The organism is Bradyrhizobium sp. AT1, from assembly GCF_001590795.1.
Classification (GTDB): Bacteria; Pseudomonadota; Alphaproteobacteria; order Rhizobiales; family Xanthobacteraceae; genus Bradyrhizobium.
In genome coordinates this window covers 1,725,349-1,747,134 of sequence record NZ_JXDL01000001.1, presented here as the reverse complement: position 1 = coordinate 1,747,134, position 21,786 = coordinate 1,725,349, and the positions used below count along the sequence as shown (strand labels likewise).

21 protein-coding genes are annotated in these 21,786 nt (G+C 64.2%); 13 read left to right on the top strand and 8 right to left on the bottom strand.

The window, feature by feature from the left end:
• Nucleotides 1-11: 11 nt before the first annotated feature.
• Entirely contained in the window at nt 12-845 is an 834-nt protein-coding gene (locus SE92_RS08415) for a MurR/RpiR family transcriptional regulator (RefSeq protein WP_063195277.1), read from the bottom strand.
• Between the two features lie 137 nt (nt 846-982).
• Between SE92_RS08415 and SE92_RS08410 the strand changes: the two genes are divergently transcribed.
• The 7 genes from SE92_RS08410 to SE92_RS08380 all read left to right on the top strand — a co-directional run bounded on the left by SE92_RS08410 (nt 983) and on the right by SE92_RS08380 (nt 7,878).
• On the top strand, nt 983-2,272 hold the full coding sequence (locus tag SE92_RS08410) for an ABC transporter substrate-binding protein (protein ID WP_245324504.1): 1,290 nt from the start codon (nt 983-985) through the stop codon (nt 2,270-2,272).
• A gap of 106 nt (nt 2,273-2,378) precedes the next feature.
• Nucleotides 2,379-3,299: a branched-chain amino acid ABC transporter permease gene (locus SE92_RS08405; RefSeq protein WP_063195275.1), complete on the top strand. Its 921-nt coding sequence runs from the start codon at nt 2,379-2,381 to the stop codon at nt 3,297-3,299.
• Between the two features lie 3 nt (nt 3,300-3,302).
• Entirely contained in the window at nt 3,303-4,346 is a 1,044-nt protein-coding gene (locus tag SE92_RS08400) for a branched-chain amino acid ABC transporter permease (RefSeq protein ID WP_063195274.1), read from the top strand.
• Complete coding sequence (locus tag SE92_RS08395; RefSeq protein ID WP_063195273.1) at nt 4,343-5,086, top strand: ABC transporter ATP-binding protein; 744 nt, start codon at nt 4,343-4,345, stop codon at nt 5,084-5,086. The genes SE92_RS08400 and SE92_RS08395 overlap by 4 nt, the downstream gene beginning before the upstream one ends.
• The gene (locus tag SE92_RS08390) at nt 5,083-5,784 is read left to right on the top strand and encodes an ABC transporter ATP-binding protein (RefSeq protein WP_063195272.1); all 702 of its coding nucleotides are present in this window, start codon (nt 5,083-5,085) and stop codon (nt 5,782-5,784) included. Before SE92_RS08395 ends, SE92_RS08390 begins: the two co-directional genes overlap by 4 nt.
• Nucleotides 5,785-6,429, top strand: a complete 645-nt coding sequence (locus SE92_RS08385) for an ATP-binding cassette domain-containing protein (protein WP_063195271.1) — start codon at nt 5,785-5,787, stop codon at nt 6,427-6,429.
• Nucleotides 6,430-6,441: 12 nt separating this feature from the next.
• Entirely contained in the window at nt 6,442-7,878 is a 1,437-nt protein-coding gene (locus tag SE92_RS08380; RefSeq protein WP_063195270.1) for an NAD-dependent succinate-semialdehyde dehydrogenase, read from the top strand.
• A 6-nt stretch (nt 7,879-7,884) separates the two neighbouring features.
• Here SE92_RS08380 and SE92_RS08375 read toward each other — a convergent pair whose 3' ends face one another.
• The 3 genes from SE92_RS08375 to SE92_RS08365 form a co-directional block, all read right to left on the bottom strand.
• A complete protein-coding gene (locus SE92_RS08375; RefSeq protein ID WP_063195269.1) occupies nt 7,885-9,231 on the bottom strand; it encodes a caspase family protein in 1,347 nt (448 codons plus the stop codon).
• A gap of 110 nt (nt 9,232-9,341) precedes the next feature.
• Nucleotides 9,342-9,971, bottom strand: a complete 630-nt coding sequence (locus SE92_RS08370; RefSeq protein WP_063195268.1) for a glutathione S-transferase N-terminal domain-containing protein — start codon at nt 9,969-9,971, stop codon at nt 9,342-9,344.
• Nucleotides 9,972-9,982: 11 nt separating this feature from the next.
• A complete protein-coding gene (locus SE92_RS08365) occupies nt 9,983-10,576 on the bottom strand; it encodes a cysteine hydrolase family protein (RefSeq protein WP_063203406.1) in 594 nt (197 codons plus the stop codon).
• Nucleotides 10,577-10,706: 130 nt separating this feature from the next.
• On the opposite strand from SE92_RS08365, the gene SE92_RS08360 reads away from it, so the two are divergent.
• Together SE92_RS08360 and lepB are read left to right on the top strand one after the other, a co-directional pair.
• Complete coding sequence (locus tag SE92_RS08360; protein WP_063195267.1) at nt 10,707-11,546, top strand: LysR family transcriptional regulator; 840 nt, start codon at nt 10,707-10,709, stop codon at nt 11,544-11,546.
• 127 nt (nt 11,547-11,673) lie between these two features.
• Entirely contained in the window at nt 11,674-12,423 is a 750-nt protein-coding gene (gene lepB, locus SE92_RS08355; RefSeq protein ID WP_063195266.1) for a signal peptidase I, read from the top strand.
• 196 nt (nt 12,424-12,619) lie between these two features.
• Here the strand turns inward: lepB and groL are convergent, their stop codons facing one another.
• Both groL and SE92_RS08345 read right to left on the bottom strand, forming a co-directional pair.
• Nucleotides 12,620-14,260 carry a chaperonin GroEL gene (gene groL / locus SE92_RS08350; protein WP_063195265.1) on the bottom strand — a complete coding sequence of 547 codons (1,641 nt, stop codon included), beginning with the start codon at nt 14,258-14,260 and terminating at the stop codon, nt 12,620-12,622.
• Nucleotides 14,261-14,305: 45 nt separating this feature from the next.
• Complete coding sequence (locus SE92_RS08345; protein ID WP_063195264.1) at nt 14,306-14,620, bottom strand: co-chaperone GroES; 315 nt, start codon at nt 14,618-14,620, stop codon at nt 14,306-14,308.
• A 379-nt stretch (nt 14,621-14,999) separates the two neighbouring features.
• Here SE92_RS08345 and SE92_RS08340 point away from each other — a divergent pair, with 379 nt between their 5' ends.
• Nucleotides 15,000-15,287 (top strand): usg protein, encoded by a 288-nt coding sequence (locus SE92_RS08340; RefSeq protein ID WP_063195263.1) that lies wholly within the window; start codon nt 15,000-15,002, stop codon nt 15,285-15,287.
• Nucleotides 15,288-15,465: 178 nt separating this feature from the next.
• On the opposite strand, the gene SE92_RS08335 is transcribed toward SE92_RS08340, so the two are convergent.
• On the bottom strand, nt 15,466-17,595 hold the full coding sequence (locus SE92_RS08335; protein WP_063195262.1) for an O-linked N-acetylglucosamine transferase, SPINDLY family protein: 2,130 nt from the start codon (nt 17,593-17,595) through the stop codon (nt 15,466-15,468).
• A 214-nt stretch (nt 17,596-17,809) separates the two neighbouring features.
• Between SE92_RS08335 and SE92_RS08330 the strand changes: the two genes are divergently transcribed.
• Both SE92_RS08330 and SE92_RS35705 read left to right on the top strand, forming a co-directional pair.
• Nucleotides 17,810-18,337 (top strand): cupin domain-containing protein, encoded by a 528-nt coding sequence (locus SE92_RS08330; protein ID WP_063195261.1) that lies wholly within the window; start codon nt 17,810-17,812, stop codon nt 18,335-18,337.
• A 238-nt stretch (nt 18,338-18,575) separates the two neighbouring features.
• Entirely contained in the window at nt 18,576-18,914 is a 339-nt protein-coding gene (locus SE92_RS35705) for a hypothetical protein (protein WP_157095206.1), read from the top strand.
• Between the two features lie 21 nt (nt 18,915-18,935).
• Here SE92_RS35705 and SE92_RS08325 read toward each other — a convergent pair whose 3' ends face one another.
• On the bottom strand, nt 18,936-20,186 hold the full coding sequence (locus tag SE92_RS08325) for a NupC/NupG family nucleoside CNT transporter (RefSeq protein ID WP_063195260.1): 1,251 nt from the start codon (nt 20,184-20,186) through the stop codon (nt 18,936-18,938).
• A gap of 172 nt (nt 20,187-20,358) precedes the next feature.
• Between SE92_RS08325 and SE92_RS08320 the strand changes: the two genes are divergently transcribed.
• Nucleotides 20,359-21,597, top strand: coding sequence for an MFS transporter (locus SE92_RS08320; RefSeq protein WP_063203405.1), 1,239 nt, complete (start codon nt 20,359-20,361; stop codon nt 21,595-21,597).
• The last annotated feature ends 189 nt before the right edge of the window (nt 21,598-21,786 follow it).

The window sequence follows — 21,786 nt, the reverse complement described above, 5'->3', positions numbered from 1 at the left end:
TGTTTTGAATCCTAATCGGCCGCGAGGTCGAGGCCGATCGCCATGGCCTGCACGAGACACATCGGCGCGACCAGCGTGCGTAGCGCCGGCTCTGGCATGTCCTGGATTTCGAACACGACGCGTGCTCCCTCGACGATCGGGCTCAACAGGCTGTCGGTGATCGAGATCGTGGGGACGCCGCGCGCGACCAGTTCGGGAAACAGCCGCGCCGTATCCGGGTAGTAATTCCGGAAGCTGATCGCGACCAGTGCATCCTCCCCGGTTGCGGCATGCGACTGCTCGTGGATGCTGCCGCCGGTGCCGTCGAGCAGGACGACGCGCCTTCCGAGCTTGCGCAGCACGTAGGCGAGGTGGGTTGCCACCGGAAACGAGCCGCCGAGGCCGAGCAGATAGATGTCACGCGCCTTCGCAAGGATCGCGGTTGCCGCGTCGAGCTCGCGCGCATGGACGGACTGGCTCAGCGTGACCAGCGACGATTGCGCTTCCGAGACGAAGCGCGACAGCACCGCGGCCGGCTGGCGGCCGAGCACCGATTTCTCCTCGCTCTTCATACGGGCGAGCCGCGCCTTGTAGCTCGGCGCAACGCCGGCAACGAGGCGTGAGCGGAACACCTGCTGCATTTCGGTGAAGCCGCCGAAGCCGAGCGCATGGGCGAAGCGAACGATCGCCGACGGCGGCACGCCCGAGCGTTGCGCCACCTCCGCGACCGTGCCCAGGGCGACATCAGTCGGGTGATCGAGCACGAATTCCGCGATCTGCTGCAACCGGCCGGATAGCGCCCGGTGCCGCTGCGCAATCGCGCCGCGCAGCTCGTCGTAACTCATGGCGCCCTGTGCCTTGTTCATCGTTTCGGGTCTCCCGGATCGGTCGCCTGTTTAACGGCATTTCGTCGTTTAGATCAAATATTCCACTTTACATAACAAATGGAATGAATATTCTAATCGCACAAAAAAGCAAAAGACTTCGAAAACGGGAGGAAACGATGAGGCGTCAGATCTCACGGCGAAGCGTTTTGAAGGGCAGCTTGATGGCGAGCGTCATCGGCGGCACCGGCAGCTTCTTTGGGCCGTGGAAGGAGAATCACGCGTGGGCGCAAGGTGCCAAGCCGATCAAGCTCGGCCTGACCTGCGATGCCAGCGGCCAATACGGCAACAGCGGCCAGGATGATTTCCGCGGCATCAAAATGGCGATCGACGAGTTCAACGCCAAAGGCGGCGTGCTCGGGCGCCAGATCACCTTCATCACCGCGGATACTGAGACCACGCCGGCCACCGGCAGCCGCGTCGCCGAGCGCTTCATCACCCGCGAGGACTGCACCATCCTGATCGGCGCGCTGCATTCCGGCGTCGCCAACGCCATCACGCAGGTCGCCAGCAAATACGGCGTGATCTACATGAATACCAACTCCTCGGCGCCGAGCGAGGCCGGGGAGAACTGCTCGCGCGTGAAATTCGTCTGGGACGGCAACGGCACCAATTTCTCCAAGGCATCGGTCAAGAACGCGGTCGATTCCATCGGCAAGAGCTGGATGCTGCTGACCAACGACTATGTCTGGGGCCACACCACGTCGGCCGCGACCAAGGCACAGGTCGAGGCAGCCGGCGGCAAGATCGTCGACAATCTCCTGGTGCCGCAGAACACGCGCGACTTCACCGCTTATCTCCTGAAGATCCAGCAGGCAAAGCCCGACGTCGTCGCGACCGCGATCGGCGGCGACGACATCAAGGCATTGCGCGAGCAGGTGGCGCAGCTCAAGCTCGACGGCAAGCCGGCCTGGATCAACAACCAGCAGGACTGGCCCGACGTCTGGGGCGCGCCCGACAGCCTGTTCGGCGTGTTCGGCACCACCTGGTATCACAAGCTGCAGCTGCCGGGTGTCGCCGACTTCGTCAAGAAATGGCAGGCCGCCAACAAGGACGGTCCAATCCCGGTGCCGGGCAACGTGTCTTACAACGGCTACATGTCGACGCGCGAATTGCTCCGCGCGATCGAGCGGGCAGGGTCGACGAACAACGTCAAGATCATCAAGGAACTCGAGAACCTCAAGGTCTCGGCGACCGACCGCATGCAGCATTTCGACGCCTACATGGATCCGATGACGCATCAGATGCAGCAGACGATCTATTTGGCGCGGCGCAACGTAAAGCCGGCCGACAACACCGACCTGTTCGAGATCATCAGCTGGACCGAGCCAAAAGCGGCGGCGGATGACGCCGCACCTGGCAAGTGCAAGCTCGCGCCCTACGAGCAAGTGCCGACCGTCGATTCCTAGAGACGGTGCGTCATATCGCAGAACGAGCGGCGCGCAAATCGCGCGCCGCGCGCCCCGGCCATCCGTGTCCCGGGTGTGAGCAAATGTCAGTTGCGAGACCCAAACCTTGTTCGACCTTCTTCCGCATCTCCTCAATGGCCTGACGCTCGGCCTGTTGTTCGCGCTGATCGCGCTCGGATTCATGCTCATCGTCGGGCTGATGGAGCAGATCAACCTTGCGCACGGATCTCTGTTCGCGCTCGGCGCCTATGTCGCCATGCAACTCACCGGTCCGCGTCCGCCATTGCCGGCCGATCTTGCCAAGATGTGGCTCGCACTGCCGCTCGGCTGGCGCTACGCCGCGACGCTGGTCATCGCGCCCGTGATCGTAAGCCTGGTCGGTATGCTGATCGAGGTCTGCATGCGTCGCACCTACGGCAAGGATCCGCTTTACGGGCTGCTCCTGACCTTCGGTGCGGCGATGGTGATCGAGGAATTGATCCGCCTGGTTTGGGGCACGCGCGACTATGTGCTGCAGGTGCCGTCCGCCATCAATGGCGGCTTTCTGTTCGGCGATCTGATCTGGTCGACTTATCGCTTCTACGCCGCGGCCATCGCCGCCGGGATCATCGGCCTGGTCTGGCTGCTGATCGAAAAGACCTCGTTCGGCGCGACCGTCAAGGCTGGTGCCCATGACAGCGAGATCGTTCGCGCGCTCGGCATCAACCTGTCGCGGTTGCGCCTGCTGGTGTTCGTGTTCGGCACCATGCTGGCCGCGATCGCCGGCATCATCGTCGCGCCGATCTGGGGCATCCGTCCGCATATGGGGGTCGATGCCGTCATCCCGGCATTCCTCGTGATCGTGCTTGGCGGCGTCGGCAGTTTCTGGGGCGCGGTCGTGGCGGGGCTTCTGGTCGGACTGTGTGTCGGTCTTGCCGGCGCCTACGCGTCCGAATGGTCGCTGTTGTCGATGTACATCCTCCTGGTTGCCGTCGTGACCTTCCGTGCGCGCGGCCTGTGGGGCAAGAAAAGCGTGCTCGAGGCTTGAGGAATGATTGTGGGATCAAAATCGTCATCCGACGCCGCGCGCCTCGTCACGCCGACGATGCTGGTGCTCTGGCTGGTGCTGGCAACGGTACCGCTCTGGATCACGCGGATTGGGCTCTATCCCTATCTGGGAATCGAAATCCTGATCTGGTCGCTGTATGCGCTGGCGTTCAACCTGGTGCTGGGCACGGCCGGACTTCCGTCTTTCGGGCATGGCGCCTATTTTGGCATCGGGGCCTATGCGTTCGGGCTGTGCCAGCTCGATATCGTCGCCAATCTCTGGATATGTCTTGCCGCCGCAGCCGCGGTGGCCGGGCTAGCCGGGGTGCTGGTGGCGCTGTTCATCTCGCATCGGCGCGGCATCTACTATGCGTTCATGACGATCGCCTTTGGCCAGATCTTCTGGACGCTGGCGATCAAGTCGCACCGGATCACTGGCGGCGAGGATGGACTCCTCAAGATCAAGCGGCTGCCGGCCGATTTCGGGCTGGTGTCGTTCGACCTCGCTGACAATGTCGCATTCTACTATTTCGTGCTCGCCGTGTTCGCGGTCGGGACAGCCGCCTTGTGGCGACTTGTGCACTCGCCCTATGGCCGCGTCGTCGCTGCGATCAAGCAGAGCGAGGTGCGCGCGGCCCATCTCGGTTACAATGTGTGGCTCTACAAGGCATCGGTCTTCGCGCTGTCGGCTGCCGTGTCCGGCTTTGCCGGCGGATTGTTCGCGATGGCGCAGCTCGCCGCCTTTCCTGACGTGATGAGCCTGCATCAATCCGGTTACGTCGTGATGATGACTCTGGTCGGCGGCGGGCTCGTCAGCTTCTGGGGCCCGGTCATTGGCGTGTTTCTCTTCCTCACGGCCCGCGACGTGATCGGTGCGTTGACCAATGCCTGGATGCTCTATTTCGGTCTGTTGTTCATCGCCATCGTGCTGTTCCGTCCCGAAGGCATCGCCGGCGCGCTCTCGGCCGCCGTGCAGCGGCATTCGCTCGACGCGCTGCGCCGCCGCAGCACGTCAGCGATGCGGCTGTTGGTCGGAGGCGGGCAATGAGCATGATCGAGGCCGCAGGCGTGCACGTCCGTTTCGGCGATCGCGTCGTGCTGGAAAGCGTCGATCTCGCGGTTGCCGAGGGCGAGTTTCATGGCGTGATGGGGCCGAACGGCGCCGGCAAGACCACCTTCTTCAACGTCCTCACGGGCAGGGTGAAGCCGAGCCGCGGCAGGGTCCTGCTCGGCGGCGAGGACGTCACGGGATTGAGCCCGCACCGCATTGCCGCCAAGGGCATCGCCCGCTCGTTCCAGATCATGACGCTGTTCGACGAGTTCTCCGCCCGCGACAACGTCATGATGGGCCTGCCCGAGTTTCGCACCCGTGGCTTCGATATCGCCAATGCCGCAGCCGGCGATGGCCGGTTTGCGGCCAAGGCGTCCGAGGTGCTTGCGTCGGTGGGGCTCGCCGAGAGGGGGGACATCCGTGCCAAGGACCTCTCCTATGGCGACCGTCGCGCGCTGGAGATCGCCGTGGCACTGGCGCAGGCGCCGCGCGTGCTGTGCCTGGACGAGCCGACCTCTGGCCTCGGCTCCGACGGCGTGCAGCGCCTCGCCACGCTGGTCGCGCGCTTGAAGGGCAAGCTCACGATCGTCGCGATCGAGCATGACATGGAGTTCCTGTTCTCGCTCGCCGACCGCATCTCGGTGATCCATTGGGGCCAGGTGGTGGCGCGCGGCACGCCGCACAAATTGCAACAGAACGAATGGGTGCGCCGCTCCAATCTGGGGAAGTTCGCATGATCCTCGAAGTCGATGCGGTCGATACCTTCTACGGGGAGACCCAGGCGCTGTTCGGGGCCTCGCTCGCCATCGCCCAAGCCAAGGTGTTCGCGCTGCTCGGACCCAACGGCGCCGGCAAGACCACCATGCTGCGATCTATCCTCGGATTGACGCGCCCGCGCCGCGGCGCCGTCCGTTTCGACGGGCACGACGTGACGCACGATCCGACCCATGAGATCGCGCGCGCCGGCATCGGCTGGGTGCCGGACGACCGTCGGCTGTGCCCGACCTTGTCGGTGGCGCGCAACCTGTCGATCGCGCAGAAGCGCACGCGTTTTCGCAACTGGAGCGTCAAGGAAGCCGCAGCGATTTTCTCGCCGCTCGAATATCTCATGGAGCGCGATTGCGAGAACCTGTCGGGCGGCGAGATGCAGATGGTCGCCATTGCCCGTGCATTGGTCGGCTCGCCCGGGCTGGTGCTGTTCGACGAGCCGAGCCAGGGCCTGGCGCCAAAAATCGTCGGCGACGTGCTCGCCACGATCTTGCGCATGAAGGGTGAGGGCATCGCCTCACTCGTCGTGGAGCAGAATGCCGAGATCGCGCTGTCGGTCGCAGACCACGCCGCGGTGATCGACCGCGGCCGGATCGTCTGGACCGGCGAGGCTGCTGTCTTGCGCGATGATCGTTCGCTTCGGCAACGCTTGCTGGGAGTACAATGAGTGATACCGCTGCTCGTGCTCGATGATATCCGCAAGGTCTATACGAGGGGCCGTATCATCCGCCGTCCGACATTCACGCTTCAGGCAAACCTGTCGCTGGACGAGCCCGGTATCGTCGGCGTCGTCGGGCCGAACGGTGCCGGCAAGACGACCCTGTTCGAGATGATGACCGGCTCCAATGCGCCGACCTCGGGGCGCGTGCTGGTCGCAGGGACCGATATCCATGGGGTCAAGTATCGCGAGCGCGACCGGCTCGCGATCCATTATCACCAATCCTATCAGGTCAGGCGCTTCCGCAAGCGCGTTCCGTCCGCCTTGCTGGCGCCGTCGCCGACCCGGACGCCGCTGGTTCATCTGTTCGACGAGCCGCAGTTCAACCTGCAGGACGGCTATATCGGCTTCATGCTCGATTTCTTCCGCAAGCTGCGAGACGAGGGCAGGCTGGTCATCCTCTGCATGCACCCGACGGCGAGCTGGCACCTCGACATCCTGGCGGAGATCGCCGGGCAATTCCTGTTCGTGGCCGGCGGCGGGGTGACGCGGATGGCGGATTTCCGCAGCCTCACCGCCGAGCCGCGCTTCCGCACCTATCTCGGACCGGAGATGACGCGTGCCGCGGACGCTATCTGTCACCGATCGACGTAAAAGGAGGCTCCGTTGGCTTATTCGAATACCCAGCTTTTCATTGGCGGCACTTGGCGACCGGCCCATTCGGGCAACATCATCGAAGTCCGCAATCCCGCGACCGAGGAGGTGATCGGCACCGTCGCGCATGCCGGCCAATCCGACCTCGACGAGGCGCTGGCCGCCGCGGCTGCGGGCTTCAAGATCTGGCGCAATATCGCTCCATTCGAGCGCTGTCGCATCATGCGCAAGGCCGCCGCCATCATGCGCGAGCGTAACGACGAGATCGCGCCGCTGCTGACGATGGAGCAGGGCAAGACGCTGGGTGAAGCGAAGATGGAGGCGATGGCCGCCGCCGACGTGATCGAATGGTTCGCCGAGGAAGCCAAGCGCGCCTATGGCAGGCTGATTCCCGCACGCGGCCCCGGCATTTACCAGATCGCGATGAAGGAGCCGGTCGGCCCGGTCGCGGCGTTCACGCCGTGGAATTTTCCGATCAATCAGGTCGTGCGCAAGCTCTCCGCAGCGCTCGCTGCGGGCTGCTCGATCATCGTCAAGGCGCCGGAGGAGACACCTGCCTCGCCCGCGCAACTGATCCGTGCTTTTGCCGATGCCGGCGTTCCGGAGGGGGTCATCAACCTCGTCTATGGCGTGCCTTCGGAGATCTCCGAATATCTGATCCCGCATCCGGTGATCCGGAAGATCTCGTTCACGGGGTCGACGCATGTCGGCAAGCAGCTCAATGCGCTTGCGGGTCTGCACATGAAGCGCGCCACCATGGAGCTCGGCGGCCATGCCCCGGCGATCGTCTTCAAGGATGCCGATGTCGCGTCGGCAGCCAAGATTCTGGCGGCAGCAAAATATCGCAACGCCGGCCAGGTCTGCATCTCGCCGACGCGCATGCTGGTGCAGGACGACGTGTTCCGGCAATTCGTCGACCAGTTCGTCGACAGCGCCAAGGCGTTCAAGGTCGGCAACGGCCTCGATCCCGAGTCGAAAATGGGCTCGCTCGCCAATCCGCGCCGCGTCACCGCCATCGAGGGCATGGTGCAGGATGCCGTTGGCAGGGGTGCGAAGCTCGAGACCGGCGGCAAGCGCGTCGGCAACAAAGGCCATTTCTTCGAGCCGACCGTCGTGAGCGACGTGCCGAAGGATGCGCGCGCCATGAACGAAGAGCCGTTCGGCCCGCTCGCCCTGATCTCGCGCTTCCAGTCATTCGACGACGCGGTCGAGGAGGCGAACCGGCTGCCCTTCGGCCTGGCGTCCTACGCTTTCACAGGCTCCGCCAAGACTGCCGCCGCGGTCGGCGCGGCCGTGGAGGCCGGCATGATGTCGATCAACAGCTTCGGTCTCGCGCTGCCCGAAGTGCCGTTCGGCGGCATCAAGGATTCCGGCTACGGCTCGGAAGGGGGCACCGAGGCCATGGAGGGCTATTTCAACACCAAATTCATCAGCCAGACTGGCGTATAGCCGCGTCTAGCGCTTGACGAAGACCAGGTTGCAGGCACGCGCCTCGTTGCGTTTGCCGGTGCCACGGGTGCGATCGAACTGCGCATCGACCGTGAAGGCGTAGGGCGAGCCGGGCGCAACGTTATTGAGCGTGTATGCGCTTGCCCCGGTCGTGCCGCGCGCGCTCAAGGTCGTCTTGCCGTCGGCCGGGATCTGGCCGTCGATCTCCAGGCGGTTGGCGCCGTCCTTGCCCTGGACCTCGGCGTGAAACACGCCGTTGGTCACGGTGCCGGCCAGGGGCCGGGTGAAACCCTGCGCTTTGCCTGATGGCGGGCAGTTCAGCGTCACGTCCCAGTTGCCGTCGAATTCCTTGCTGCCGCCGGCCCGGGCGTTGGTCGCAGGCGCCAGCGCCACCTTCTGCTTCAGGCCGTCGATCCGGGCCTTGGCAAGGCTGGCGAAGCTGCAACTCGGAAACCGCGCCAGATGATCCTCGAAGGCGCTGAGGGTGCCGATGGTGTCGGCCGCCTTCCAGTGCGCCTCCGCGGATGCGCAAGGATCGACCTTCGGCGCGGCTTGCGGCGCGGCCGGCGCGACCGTGACCGACACCGGGCCGTTCAGGTAGAACTTGCCGATGATCGACAGCGACAGCTCCGGGAGCTGTGTCTTGCCGCTGGCGTCATAGACGTCGCTGCTGATGTCGCGAAAGATGTCGCCGATCTCGTGCGGCTCCTCGATGTGCTTGAGGAACGCCGTCGTGTAGGGGCTGTTGCGGCCGGTGCCGTCGGCTGCGACCTGGCCCGATTGCGTCGAGAACGAGACGATCGTGCCGCGCGGCGCTTCGACCTTCGACAGGCCGCGCCCGACCGAGGCCGCGCGCGTCGCAGAGCGCTTCAGCATGTCGGCCAGCGGATTGTCGCGGCAGGAATCGAGCACCAGGATGCGCAGGTTCTTGGCTTGCTGCAGGTCGTTCACGATGTCGTCGACCCGCACGAAACGCTTGAGGTCGGCCTCGTCGGTCAGCGTGGCGTCGACAGGCATCAGATAGTTCACGCCGTTGTACTGCATCGCATGGCCGCTGTAATAGAACACGGCGACGTCAGCCCTGCTCGCGGCGCGCGCGAAGCGGATGGTCAGGTCCTGCATGTCGGCCTGGCGCAGGTCGACGCCCTGGATCACCTCGAAGCCGCTGCGCTTGAGCGAGCTCGCGACGTCCTCGGCATCGTGCGATGGGTTGGGAAGTTGCGCCGTCGAGACATAAGCGCCGTTGCCGATCACCAATGCCACCCGCGTCTCCGCCGACGCAGGCCCGATGCAGAGCAAGGCGAAGAACGTCAGACAAAATCCGGTGGAGCAAAATCTGGAAAGAGCACTCATGAATGCCTTCCGAGGAAATATCGAAAATATCTCTCCAGATTAGCGCATGCGGCGCCGACTTCAATGCCCCCGCCGGGGAAACGCTCAGATTTCGCGACCGTGACGTTCCGTCACGCTGCCATCGCCTTGCGCAGGGCCATTTCGGTCGCAATCGCGTCCTGCACCGCCGGCCGCGTCTGCATGCGCGCGAGATAGGCCGACAAGGGCGGCCATTGCGCGATGTCGACACCCGCGGGTCGCAGCAGCAGCAAGGCCCAAATGAGGTGCGCATCGGCGACGGTGAAGCAATTGCCGACGAGGAATTCGCGCTCCGCCAGATGCGCTGACGGCACCGACAATGTCTGCGTGATCCTGGCGCGCGGCTTGGCGAGCGAGCCGTCGTCCTTGTACCAGAAGGTCGGAAACAGGAACGCCTTGTGGATCTCCGCGCCGACGAAGCTCAGCCATTCCTGGAGGCGATAGCGATCGGGATTGCCGAACTCCGGTGCAAGGCCTGCCTCCGGCTTCAGATCGGCGATGTATTGCAGCACCGCCGCGCTTTCCGTCAGGCGTTCGCCGTTCTCCAGCACCAGTACAGGCACCGCGCCCTTCGGCGACACATCGCGAAAATCGCTGCCGTCGTCCACGACCTGCTTGGTCCAGATATGGGCGAGGTGATAGTGCGCCTCGATCCCGGCCTCCATCAGCGCGATGTGGCTGGAGAGCGAGCAGGCCATCGGAAAGAAATAGAGTTGCAGCATCGCATGCTCCCTCAGACCAGCGCATCGCTTGGCGCGATGATCGCGAAGCGGTCCGACAGCTCGGCCAGCGCGACCTCGTGAATCGTCCGCGCGTCCAGCGTGCCACCGCGGCCGTCCGGCAGGTCGCGGGTGGCGCAAGCGTCGGCCGCGATCGTCGTCCGCAGGCCGAGATCGAGTGCCGCGCGGGCGGTCGAAGAGACGCACATATGGGTCATGAAGCCGGCCAGCACGATGTTCTTGCGCCCCGTAGCCGCAAGCCGGGCTTGCAGATCAGTGCCGGCGAACGAGTTCGGCAGCGCCTTCTCGATCACCGGCTCGCCTGCGAGCGGCGCCAGGCGATCGACGATCGCGCCGCGCGCAGCCTCGCGGTCGAACAGGCTGCCGGCGCGGCCCTTGTGCGCGACATGAAAGATCGCAGCGCCGCTCTCGCGTGCCCGCGCCAGCAGGCGCGCGGCCGCGGCGATCGCGGGCTGCGCATCGGGCAGGGCCAGCGGGCCGGCGCAATATTCGTTCTGGATGTCGATCAGCACGAGGCAGGCTTCATTGAGCTTCGGCGGATTGAGATCGGCGCCGGAGAGTTCGAGCAGGGTCTTGGGAGCGGTCATGCTGGTCAGGCCTTCCTGGGATGTCGGATGGCGTGACATTAGCGCGGCGGCGGCCTGCCATTGTGCAGGACTATTGCAGCAGGTGGCTGCAAATTTGCAGGAGGCGGTGCCGCCTGCTAAGCTCCCCTGGATGAATTGGGACGATCTGCGCATCATTGCCGCGGTGAGGGACGAGGGCACCTATGCCGGTGCCAGCGCGCGGTTGCGTGTCGACGAGACCACCGTCGGCCGCCGGCTGGCGCGGATCCAGCGCGATCTCGGCGTGCCGTTGTTCGACGCGGTGGACGGCCTACGGCGGCCGACACGGCATTGCGAGGCGGTGCTCGAACATGTCGGTGCGATGGCCGCCCATGTCGCGGCGATCGACCGCATCAAGGAGAACGAGGTGGGCCCGGTCGGCCGCCTGCGCATCGCCTCGACCAACGCGGTCGCCGAAGAGCTGCTGGCGCCCCGGGCCAGCAGCTTCCTGCGCGATCATCCCGGCCTGACCCTGCAATTCCTCACCTCCAGCGGCAACGTCAAATTCTCGCGGTGGCAGGCCGACCTCGCCATCCGGCTGCGCAAGCCGGAGAAAGGCGACTTCACCATCTCCAAGCTCGGCGATGTCAGGCTGTATTTCTTCGAGCCTGCCGACCGCAGCAGTGGCGAGCCGGTCGCCTGCGTCTATCCGGACGAGCTCGACACCATTCCCGAAGCGCAGTTCCTGCGCGCGAAGCGGCTGAAGAACGTGCGCTGCATCACCGACAATGTCCGTATCATCAGAACTATGATCCAGTCGCATCAGGCCGTCGGTGTGCTGCCTGAGCACAGCTGCGAAGGCTTGCTCGCCGACCGCAGCCTGCGCGCCACGCTGCTGTCGAAACGGCGCGACGTCTGGCTGCTGGTGCAGAACCATCTGAAGCGCGACGCGGCGACGCGTTTGACGATCGACTGGGTGAGGGCCTGCTTCAAGGATTTGTCGGCCGGCTGAGCGCTGGGGCATCCAGGCCTTCGGCTTGAACGCAGTCTGCGCGATCTGCGACCAAAATCACGGAACCCGGATTGCGCGCGCGCCAAGGTTGCGTAATCTTGCGGCGAGACTTGACCAGGGCAAGTGCATGACCACTCTTTCGGAATCGATCCAGCCCTCGAAGGCGCAATCGCGGGAATGGAAGGCCATTCTCGTCCTGATCCTGCTGGTGCCGGTGCTGTGGTCGCCGCTGATCCTGTTCCGTTTCGTCCTGTACCAGCCGTTCAGCATTCCCTCCAGTTCGATGGCGCCGACGCTGATGGTCGGCGACTACGTCTTGGCCGCGAAATATGCCTACGGCTACGGCCGCTATTCCCTGCCTTTCGCGCCGTCCTGGATTTCGGGGCGCGTCCTCGCCTCCGATCCGGACTACGGCGACATCGTCGTATTCCGCACGGCGAAGGACAATTCGGTCGACTACGTCAAGCGCGTGGTCGGGCTGCCCGGCGACCGCATCCAGATGCGGCAGGGCCGCCTCATCCTCAACGACCGTCCGGTGACGCGCACGGGGCTCGAAGACGGGCTCGCCGACAATGCCTGCGGCGGGGATGGCGGCGTCAAGGTCCATCGCTGGCGCGAGACGCTGCCGAACGGCGCCTCTTACATCACCAACGACTGCATCGATAACGGCTTCCTCGAAAATACCAACGTCTTCACGGTACCGCCCGGCCACTTCTTCGTGCTCGGTGACAACCGCGACAATTCCACCGACAGCCGCATGATGTCGAGCTTCGGCTTCGTGCCGATGGACAATCTCATCGGCAAGGTGACACGGATCTTCTGGTCGCTCGACGAAGACGGCGAGCCGCACATGGAGCGGCTGGGGAAGGTGAGGTGAGGCCTCGGAGTAATTGGGGTCTGTAGCCCGGATGGAGCGAAGCGTAATCCGGGACGACTGCCTGCGTCGCACGAGCTGTCCCGGATTGCGCTTCGCTCCATCCGGGCTACGGGCCACGTTTCCGCGTGAGGGTACCCCAAAACAAAAACCCCGGCATCGCTGCCGGGGTTTCGTAGGTCTCGAGAGGTCGCTGGACTTAGAAGTCCATGCCGCCCATGCCGCCGCCGGGGGGCATCGCCGGGCCGGCGCCGCCCTTCTTGGGCAGCTCGGCGACCATGGCTTCCGTGGTGATCAGGAGCGCGGCAACCGAGGCTGCGTTCTGGATCGCGGTGCGGACCACCTTGGTCGGGTCGATGATGCCCTTCTTGACGAGGTCGCCGTATTCACCGGTCTGGGAGTCGAAGCCGAAAGCGTACGACTTGTTCTCCAGGACCTTGCCGACGATCACCGAGCCGTCTTCACCGGCGTTGATCGCGATCTGGCGAGCGGGGGCCGACAGCGCCTTGCGCACGATCTCGACGCCGGTCTTCTGGTCGTCGTTCTTGGTGCGCAGGCCCTTGAGCTGCTCGGAGGCACGGAGCAGGGCGACGCCGCCGCCCGGGACGATGCCTTCTTCCACGGCCGCGCGGGTCGCATGCATCGCGTCATCAACGCGATCCTTGCGCTCCTTCACCTCGACCTCGGTCGCGCCGCCGACGCGGATCACCGCGACGCCGCCGGCGAGCTTGGCCAGACGCTCCTGGAGCTTCTCACGGTCGTAGTCCGAGGTGGTCTCCTCGATCTGCGCCTTGATCTGGGCCACGCGCGCCTCGATGTCGGCCTTCTTGCCGGCGCCGTTGACGATCGTGGTGTTCTCCTTGTCGATCATCACCTTCTTGGCGCGACCGAGCATGTTGAGCGTGACGTTCTCGAGCTTGATGCCGAGATCTTCCGAGATCGCCTGGCCGCCGGTCAGGATCGCGATGTCCTGCAGCATGGCCTTGCGGCGATCGCCGAAGCCCGGAGCCTTGACGGCCGCGACCTTCAGGCCGCCACGGAGGCGGTTCACGACCAGGGTCGCAAGCGCTTCACCTTCGACGTCTTCGGCGACGATCACCAGCGGCTTGCCGGTCTGCACCACGGCCTCGAGCAGCGGCAGCAGCTCGTTCAGCGAGGAGAGCTTCTTCTCGTTGATGAGGATGTAGGCATCGTCCATCTCGACGCGCATCTTGTCGGCGTTGGTGACGAAGTAGGGCGAGATGTAGCCGCGGTCGAACTGCATGCCCTCGACGACGTCGAGCTCGGTCTCGAGCGACTTGGCTTCCTCGACGGTGATGACACCCTCGTTGCCGACCTTCTTCATCGCGTCGGAGAGGAACTTGCCGATTTCGGCATCGCCGTTCGCCGAGATGGTGCCGACCTGGGCGATCTCGTCGTTCGAGGTGACCTTCTTGGAGTTCTTGACGAGGTCCGCAACGACGGCTTCGACCGCGAGGTCGATACCGCGCTTGAGGTCCATCGGGTTCATGCCGGCGGCAACCGACTTGGCGCCTTCGCGCACGATCGCCTGGGCCAGCACAGTGGCGGTGGTGGTGCCGTCGCCAGCCGCGTCAGCGGACTTGGAGGCGACTTCGCGCACCATCTGCGCGCCCATGTTCTCGAACTTGTCCTCGAGCTCGATCTCCTTGGCGACGGTGACGCCGTCCTTGGTGATGCGGGGAGCGCCGAACGACTTGTCGAGCACGACGTTGCGGCCCTTCGGACCGAGCGTGACCTTCACCGCGTTGGCGAGGATGTCGACGCCGCGCAGCATCTTGTCGCGCGCTTCAACCGAGAATTTGACTTCTTTGGCTGCCATGTGGATTTTTCCTTGAGGTATTTGATTGGAGGGAGAGAGGGGCTCTTAGGCCGCCTTCTTCTTGGAAGCGGGGACGTCCATGACGCCCATGATGTCGCTTTCCTTCATGATCAGCAGATCGACGTTGTCGATCTTGACCTCGGTACCGGACCACTTGCCGAACAGCACGCGGTCGCCGACCTTCAGGTCGATCGGGATCAGCTTGCCGGCTTCGTCGCGGCCACCCGGGCCGACGGCGACGACCTCGCCCTGCGAAGGCTTTTCCTTGGCAGTGTCGGGAATGATGATGCCGCCAGCGGTCTTCTCTTCTGCGTCGATGCGCTTGACCACGACGCGGTCGTGAAGCGGACGGAAGTTCATGCAGTCCTCCTAAGCAATTGCTCGGGTTGATGATTTCAGATTGTTAGCAGTCGCCGCCGGCGAGTGCCAGGCGGGCACTCCTGAGATAAGACAGGATTTTTGCGGGAGCAAGGGCTTCTAGCAGAAAAATAAGCACTCGATAGCGCCGTCTGCCAGAATGTCTTTACCATCGTTAACCGGATTTAGGGACCGTATTAGCACGGTGCCGCATCTGCTGCTAACGCATTGAATTTCAACAACTTGTTAAACTTTTGGGCTTGAGATGAGTTGTCAGTTTGCGTCACATTTCTCTCATGTGAGCGCATCAGTACCGGGTGGCTCGTAAGGCGCACACCGAACCAGGCCGCCCCTTGAATGCGCTCCTGCAAAGGAGGTTGGCATGGGCGTGCGGAGTGGGGGCGTTTCCGAGGATTTCCGGAAACAGATGCTGGGTTACGGGCTGACGACGGCACAAATTCTCTATCGGATGCCGGATCATCCCTCGCTGCTGCAGACCTACGTCTGGCAGAACTATGACATGTTTCCGAAATTCCCGGCGCTGAAGGACTTCCTGGCCTTCTGGCAGGAGAAGCTCGACGGCCCGCTCCATTCAGTCACCGTCGCGCATTCCAAGCTGATCAAGCCGGCCGAGCTGCGCGCCATCGACGGCGTGTTCCGGCTGCATTGAGGCAAGCAGCGCCTCGGATCTTGTAGGGTCGGCAAAGGCGCGCGCTTCGCGCCATGCCCCCGATCTTTTCCGATCGGCCACAGATGGGTGGGCACGCTCCGCCTTGCCGACGCTACGAAATCGTCGGTGGAGCTGCGGCAGAGCGAACGCGCTGTCCGCTCTATCGCTTGAGAAACAATCAGCCGCCGCTGCTGCAATAGCGCCGCCACATCGTGCGATAGGCCTCGTCCACTGCTCGCCCGTACGCGACGGGGTTGCCGGCAGCTGCGCCCCCGATCTTGTCGGGCAATTCGCGGCGCAATGTATTGAGCTCTTGAATCTCTGAGGCCCGCCGCGTTGCGATCTCGATATACGCCTCGTTGCTATCGGAGACCCAGTCCGGCAGGCCAAGCGCCGTGAGGATGGAGCCGGCAGCACGGCTGGGCAGGCTGTTGCCGAGTTTCGCGACCACCGGCACACCCATCTGCAGGGCTTCCCACGTGCTGACGCCGCCATTCTGCGGGAACGGATCGAGGCAGATATCGACGCGATTGAAAGCTGCCAGATGTTCGCTTCGCAAGGTCGCGCCGAGCAGCTCGACGCGTTCGGCCGGCACTCCGCAAGCCTCTAACCGCGTCAGCAGATTTTCGCGGACCAACTGGTCGTCCAGCGCAAGATCCTTGATCAGCAGCCGCGAGCCCGGCACCCGCTCGAGAATCCTGGACCAGACTTTCGCGGCCTCGTCCGAGATCTTGCTGATGCGGTTGAAGACGCCGAAGGTGACGAAGCCGTTCGAGATTGCCGGACTTGGCGCTCGCGCGATCCCGTCGGGCAGTGGCGTCAGTGTCACGAAGCACGGCAGGTCGACGACGGTTTCCGCAAACAGATGCCGAACGTCGTGAGGAATCGCGACGGGGTCCGAGATCAGATAATCGATCGTCGGCAGCCCGGTGCCCGTGCCGTGGCCCCAGCCATGGACCTGGATCGGCGCCGGCTTGCGCGCAAACACGCCGAGGCGGTTGCCTCTGGTGTGGCCGGACAGATCGATCAGGATGTCGATGCCGTCGGCGCGGATCTCGGCGGCGAGGCGGTCTTCGCTCCATTGCGAAGCGTCGCGCCAGCGATCGGCGATCTCCCGGAACTGGCCGGTCGTCGCATCCACCTTCGACGAGCAGGCGTAGCAGACGATCTCGAACCGGGTCCGGTCATGGTGTTGAAGAACCGGCATGAAGATCAGCGCGGCCGAATGCGCGTTGAAATCCGAAGAGACATAGCCGAGCACCAGGCGGCGATCCGGATCGCGGCTGTTGTCATGCGGTTTCGGCGCCTCTGAAGCGATTTTCGCGCCGACGCGGTCCCACCACACCTGGCGCGCCTGCTGATGCCGTTCGACGGTGGCGTCTCCTGCGAAGTCGAGCGTGAAGATCTTGTTGGAGATCGCGCTCTGCAGGTCAGGCTGGATGTCGAGGGCCCTGTCGAAACTGGCGAGGGCCTCCTCGACCCGGCCCAGTCCGGCGAGGCAGAGACCCAGCACCAAATGGGCCGGAATGGAATGAGGATCGATCGCGAGCGCCTGCTCGCAATCGTGCGATGCCTGGGCAATCTGCTGAATCTGGAGCAGCACGCCGGCCCGTGCGAGCCAGCCATTCGCGTCGTCGGGCGCGAGCGCGACGGCCCGATTGCCGTCCGCCAGGGCTTCGTCAAAGCGCTGAAGTTCCCGCAAAGCCGTGGAGCGGTTCGCGAGCGCCGCCGCATAGTCCGGCTTGATCGCCAGCGCGCGGTTCAAGCTTGCGACCGCCTCGTCATAGCTGCGCTCGCGGCAGAGCGCCCAACCCCGGCCGTTATGGGCTTCGGCAAGGTTCGGGTCGAGTGCGAGCGCCTTGTCGTAGCTATGCAGCGCCTCCTCGTGACGCTCCAGGGCCACGCTCGCGTTACCCAGATTGGAGAGGGTTACGGCGTGGTTGGGCCGCAAGGCGAGGGACTTTCGGTAGCTCGCGCAGGCCTCCTCGTGACGCCGTAAGCCGTTGAGGGCGATGCCCAGGCTCATATGAGCATCGGCAGATCGCGGATCCGCTGCGACCGCCCGGCTCAGCAGGACCTCGGCTTGATGATAGTTCTTGGCATCGGATTCCATGATGCCGAGCATGTGCAGCGCGACGATTTGGTTGGGCGCGAGCTGCAGGATTTGGCGATAAGCGGCCTGCGCCTCCGGCAAGAGCCCCATCTTGTGCAGCTGGAGTGCGTGGCCGAGCAGCGGCAACACTTCGGCTTTCTGCCGCTTCTGAAGCCGGGCATTCTGAAACGCACGCTGACCGACACTGTTGCCCATGAATCAAGTCCCCCAGAATCTCAGGGCGAGATTAATTCAGCGGGGAAACGAATACGAGATAACGGCCGCTCACCACGACAGCCTCGGACAAGCTACGATGGGTCGTCGACCGGCCAGCCTCGAGGCCTGCAATTGCTGCCGCGTCCAAGACTGGATAGTCTGCATTCGGGTCGTACCCGTCCGGCGGGGGCGGCCCGGATCAGGGAGGCAGACAATGGCCAAGCAGAAGGCATCAAGACCGGCAACGAAGACCGCGGTAAAGAAGCGGAGCGGCGCAAAGGTCGCCGCGCGCTCTCCGGCGCGCAAAGCGGTGAAAGCGAAAGTCCCCAGCGCGGCTCCGAAAAAGCCCGCGCGACCCCGGCAACGCATCGCGATCAGCCATCACCGCGAGGAAGACTTCAAGGCCGACGGCCTGCGCGCCTACGCCAAATATCGCGACCTCGGCATCGCTGCAGCGTCCCATGGTCTCGCGCAAGCGCATGTGATCCGCCTGCAAGGCCCCTGTAATCCGGCCGAGGTCTCGAAGCTGCACTTCCACGACGTCGAATTCCAGATGGTCTACGTGCTCAAGGGCTGGGTGAAGACCTACATGGACGGGCAGGGCGAGACGCTGATGAAGGAAGGCAGCGCCTGGACCCAGCCGCCGAAGATCAAGCACATGATCCTGGATTACTCCGACGACGTCGAGCTGCTGGAGGTGATCCTGCCGGCGGAGTTCAGGACGACAGAGTTGAAGGCGTAGACTCTCTCCTCGTCATTGCGAGCGGAGCGAAACAATCCAGATTATCTCCGCAGATGCATTTCTGGATTGCTTCGCTCCGCTCGCAATGACGGGGGAGGGTTTCTTCGTAGCCCGGATGGAGCGTAGCGCAATCCGGGGCCGCAGCCCGCGACGGTGCGTACTTTCCCGGACTACGCTACGCTCCATCCCGGCTACTGGCTTTTCGCGTTTGCAATGGCTTTTCGGGCGTTAATAGAACATGGTTGACATTGCACTCTCGGGCGGTCTTTTTCTGTATTATCGTCACCCGACATTTGAACTCCTTTGCACTGCGGGAGAAGCTTCTTCGGTCGACCTTTCGTTTGACGAAGCGCAAGCGCTTTTTGCGTCTATTGCATCAGCCTGTGAACGATTGGAAATTGTCCAGGTCAAACTTGACCGCTTGTCGTGGACGACAGATGCAAGACTGAATCCGAAACGCCCGGACCGCGTCATTGTAAAATTCAGCGGAGCGCTTGGCTGGGGGAATATTGGGTTGAATCGTCGCCATCTGCTTTCCGCTTGCCAGGAATTCGCAGATGCATTTGGGACGAACTGACGAGATTCAGACAGTTCGTACCTAGCTCAGCACCCCCACCACCGCCCCCATCAGACACGTCGTCAGCGTCCCCGACACGATCGACTTCAGCCCGAGCGCGTTGATCTCCTCGCGCCGCTCCGGCGCCATCACGCCCAGGCCGCCGATCATGATGCCGAGGCTGGCGAAATTGGCGAAGCCGCACATCGCATAGAGCATGATCAGGCGCGAGCGCGGATCGAGCGCGCCTTCCGGCAGCTTCGAGAAGTCGACATAGGCGATCAATTCGTTGAGCACCGTTTTGGTGCCCATCAGGCTGCCGGCCGTCACCGCCTGGTCCCACGGCAACCCCATCAGCCAGCACACCGGCGCCATCACGAGGCCGAGCAGACGCTGCAACGAGATCGCGGCGCCACCGATATGTGGCAAGAGGCCGAGCACGGCATTGACGAGATAGACCAGCGCCACCAGCACCAGCAGCATGGCAATGATGTTGATCAACAGCTCGATCCCCGCGCCGGTGCCCTTTACGATCGCATCCATCGTGCTGGACACCTCCGTCTCGGGATCCTCCAGCGCACCACCGGTGCGCCTGTCGGAGGTTTCAGGCACCATGATCAGGCTGACGAGGATCGCGGCCGGTGCGCCCAGCACGGAGGCGATCACGAAATGCGCGGCGGCGTCCGGGATGAGGGGAGCAAGGAAGGTCGCATAGAGCACCAGCACCGTGCCGGCGATGCCCGCCATGCCGCCGGTCATCACCAGGAACAACTCGCTGCGGGTCATCTGTGCGAGGTAAGGCCGCACGAACAGCGGCGCCTCGACCATGCCGAGGAAGATGTTGGCGGCGGTCGAGAGGCCCACCGCGCCACCGACACCGAGCGTGCGCTCCAGCAGCCAGGCCATGCCGCGGACAACAGGCGGCAGCACGCGCCAATAGAACAGCAGCGTCGTCAGCACGCTCATCACCAGCACGATCGGCAGCGCCTGGAACGCCAGGATGAAATCGGCGCCCGGCACCTTCAGATCGAACGGCAGGGTGCCGCCGCCGACATAGCCGAACACGAAGGCGGAGCCGGCGCGCGAGGCCGCGGAGATCGCGCCGACGGCGTCGTTGATGGCGCCGAAGGCGCGCGCGACGACCGGCAGCTTCAAGAGCACGATGGCGGTGACGAAGGTAGCGACGAGGCCGATCGCCGCCTGTCGCAGCGACACCGCGCGCCGATTCTCCGCCAGCGCGAAGGCGATCAACAGCAATGCGAAAATGCCGAGTGCCGATTGCAAGCGCAGCATGATGTCCCCAAACCCTCAATGATTATGGCCGCGGCTGCGCTGCAAAGGCAATGCCGGGGGATGGGGGACACCTCCCACTGTTGACAAGCGAGGCCGCCTCAGCCACGCGGGGGCCGTCGATATCAAAGGGGGCGGGCGGTCGAGGGTGACCCAAAAGACGATCCACGAGGCGATGCCAGAGCAGCCAATATCGGGCCAGCCGCCGGTCAGCGCCCGCGCGCTCCTCGCCCACCGCGCCTTCCTGTTCTTCCTGCTCTCGCGCAGCCTGTCGCGCTTTTCCAGCCAGATCGCGGCGGTCGCGATCGGTTGGCAGATCTACGATCTCACCGGCTCGGCCTTCGATCTCGGCATGGTCGGCCTCGTCCAGTTTTTGCCGACTGCGCTCCTGGTGTTTGTCGCCGGCCACGCCGCCGACCGCTATGAGCGCAAGCGCGTGGTCCAGCTCTGCCAGCTCGCGGAAGCGGCAACCGCGCTCTATCTCGCCACCATCACCTATTTCGGCGCCGTCGGCGAAGTTCAGATCTTCGTCGCGACCTTCGTGCTCGGCATTGCCGGCGCGTTCGAAAGCCCGACCACGGCGGCGCTGCTGCCGGCGATCGCGCCGCAGGGATCGCTGCAGCGCGCCACCGCCGTCTCCAGCGGCGCGGCGCAGGTTGCGACCATCACTGGCCCGGCGCTCGGCGGCTTCGCCTATGCGATCGCCCCGCATCTCGCCTATGCCATCATGGTGCTGTTCTGGATCTTGGGGATGATCCTGACCGGCTTCATCCGGCCGCGCCCGCAGGCCATCGCGAAGGAGGGAGCGAACTCGGACAACATCTTTGCCGGCGTTCGCTTCATCCGCAGCAATCCCGCGATCCTCGGCACCATCTCGCTCGATCTGTTCGCGGTGCTGTTCGGCGGCGTCACGGCGCTGCTGCCGATTTATGCCCGCGATATCCTGCAGACAGGGCCGACCGGGTTAGGCGTGCTGCGCGCTGCGCCCGCGGTCGGTGCATTGCTGATGACCATGGTGTTGGCGCGACACGCCATCTCCCGGCATGTGGGCCTGCGCATGTTCCAGGCCGTCATCGTGTTCGGTCTCGCCACCATCGTGTTCGCGCTGTCGTCCTGGATGTGGCTGTCGGTGCTTGCGCTCGCGATCCTTGGTGCCGCCGACACGATCAGCGTCGTGATCCGCTTCTCGCTGGTGCAGCTCGCAACGCCCGACGAGATGCGCGGCCGGGTCGGAGCGGTCAATTTCCTCTTTATCAACGCCTCGAACCAGCTCGGCCAGTTCGAAAGCGGGGTCGCCGCCGCGCTGCTCGGTGCCATGCCCGCCGCCGTGCTCGGCGGCGTCGCCACCGTCGCGGTGGCGCTGCTCTGGATGAAGCTGTTTCCAAGCCTGCGCAAGGTGGAGAGCTTGGAGTAGGGGAGACAGTCTCGTGTCCCGGACAAGCCGCAACGCATCAGCGTTGCGGCGCAGAGCCGGGACCCAGCAGGCCAAGCAACAACTCGCGGCGCTATGGGCCCCGGCTCAGCAGCGCGTCATTTCATGCCGCGCAGCGTCCGGGGCACGGCCGTGGACAGAGCATAGGTAAATCAATGAGATCCCTACTGT

Coding starts and splice junctions, on each gene's coding strand:
- SE92_RS08415 (WP_063195277.1), bottom strand. CDS start 845: ATGAACAAGGCACAGGGCGCCATGAGTTACGACGAGCTGCGCGGCGCG.
- SE92_RS08410 (WP_245324504.1), top strand. CDS start 983: ATGAGGCGTCAGATCTCACGGCGAAGCGTTTTGAAGGGCAGCTTGATG.
- SE92_RS08400 (WP_063195274.1), top strand. CDS start 3,303: ATGATTGTGGGATCAAAATCGTCATCCGACGCCGCGCGCCTCGTCACG.
- SE92_RS08395 (WP_063195273.1), top strand. CDS start 4,343: ATGAGCATGATCGAGGCCGCAGGCGTGCACGTCCGTTTCGGCGATCGC.
- SE92_RS08390 (WP_063195272.1), top strand. CDS start 5,083: ATGATCCTCGAAGTCGATGCGGTCGATACCTTCTACGGGGAGACCCAG.
- SE92_RS08375 (WP_063195269.1), bottom strand. CDS start 9,231: ATGAGTGCTCTTTCCAGATTTTGCTCCACCGGATTTTGTCTGACGTTC.
- SE92_RS08370 (WP_063195268.1), bottom strand. CDS start 9,971: ATGCTGCAACTCTATTTCTTTCCGATGGCCTGCTCGCTCTCCAGCCAC.
- SE92_RS08365 (WP_063203406.1), bottom strand. CDS start 10,576: ATGACCGCTCCCAAGACCCTGCTCGAACTCTCCGGCGCCGATCTCAAT.
- SE92_RS08360 (WP_063195267.1), top strand. CDS start 10,707: ATGAATTGGGACGATCTGCGCATCATTGCCGCGGTGAGGGACGAGGGC.
- lepB (WP_063195266.1), top strand. CDS start 11,674: ATGACCACTCTTTCGGAATCGATCCAGCCCTCGAAGGCGCAATCGCGG.
- groL (WP_063195265.1), bottom strand. CDS start 14,260: ATGGCAGCCAAAGAAGTCAAATTCTCGGTTGAAGCGCGCGACAAGATG.
- SE92_RS08345 (WP_063195264.1), bottom strand. CDS start 14,620: ATGAACTTCCGTCCGCTTCACGACCGCGTCGTGGTCAAGCGCATCGAC.
- SE92_RS08340 (WP_063195263.1), top strand. CDS start 15,000: ATGGGCGTGCGGAGTGGGGGCGTTTCCGAGGATTTCCGGAAACAGATG.
- SE92_RS08335 (WP_063195262.1), bottom strand. CDS start 17,595: ATGGGCAACAGTGTCGGTCAGCGTGCGTTTCAGAATGCCCGGCTTCAG.
- SE92_RS08330 (WP_063195261.1), top strand. CDS start 17,810: ATGGCCAAGCAGAAGGCATCAAGACCGGCAACGAAGACCGCGGTAAAG.
- SE92_RS35705 (WP_157095206.1), top strand. CDS start 18,576: ATGGTTGACATTGCACTCTCGGGCGGTCTTTTTCTGTATTATCGTCAC.
- SE92_RS08325 (WP_063195260.1), bottom strand. CDS start 20,186: ATGCTGCGCTTGCAATCGGCACTCGGCATTTTCGCATTGCTGTTGATC.
- SE92_RS08320 (WP_063203405.1), top strand. CDS start 20,359: ATGCCAGAGCAGCCAATATCGGGCCAGCCGCCGGTCAGCGCCCGCGCG.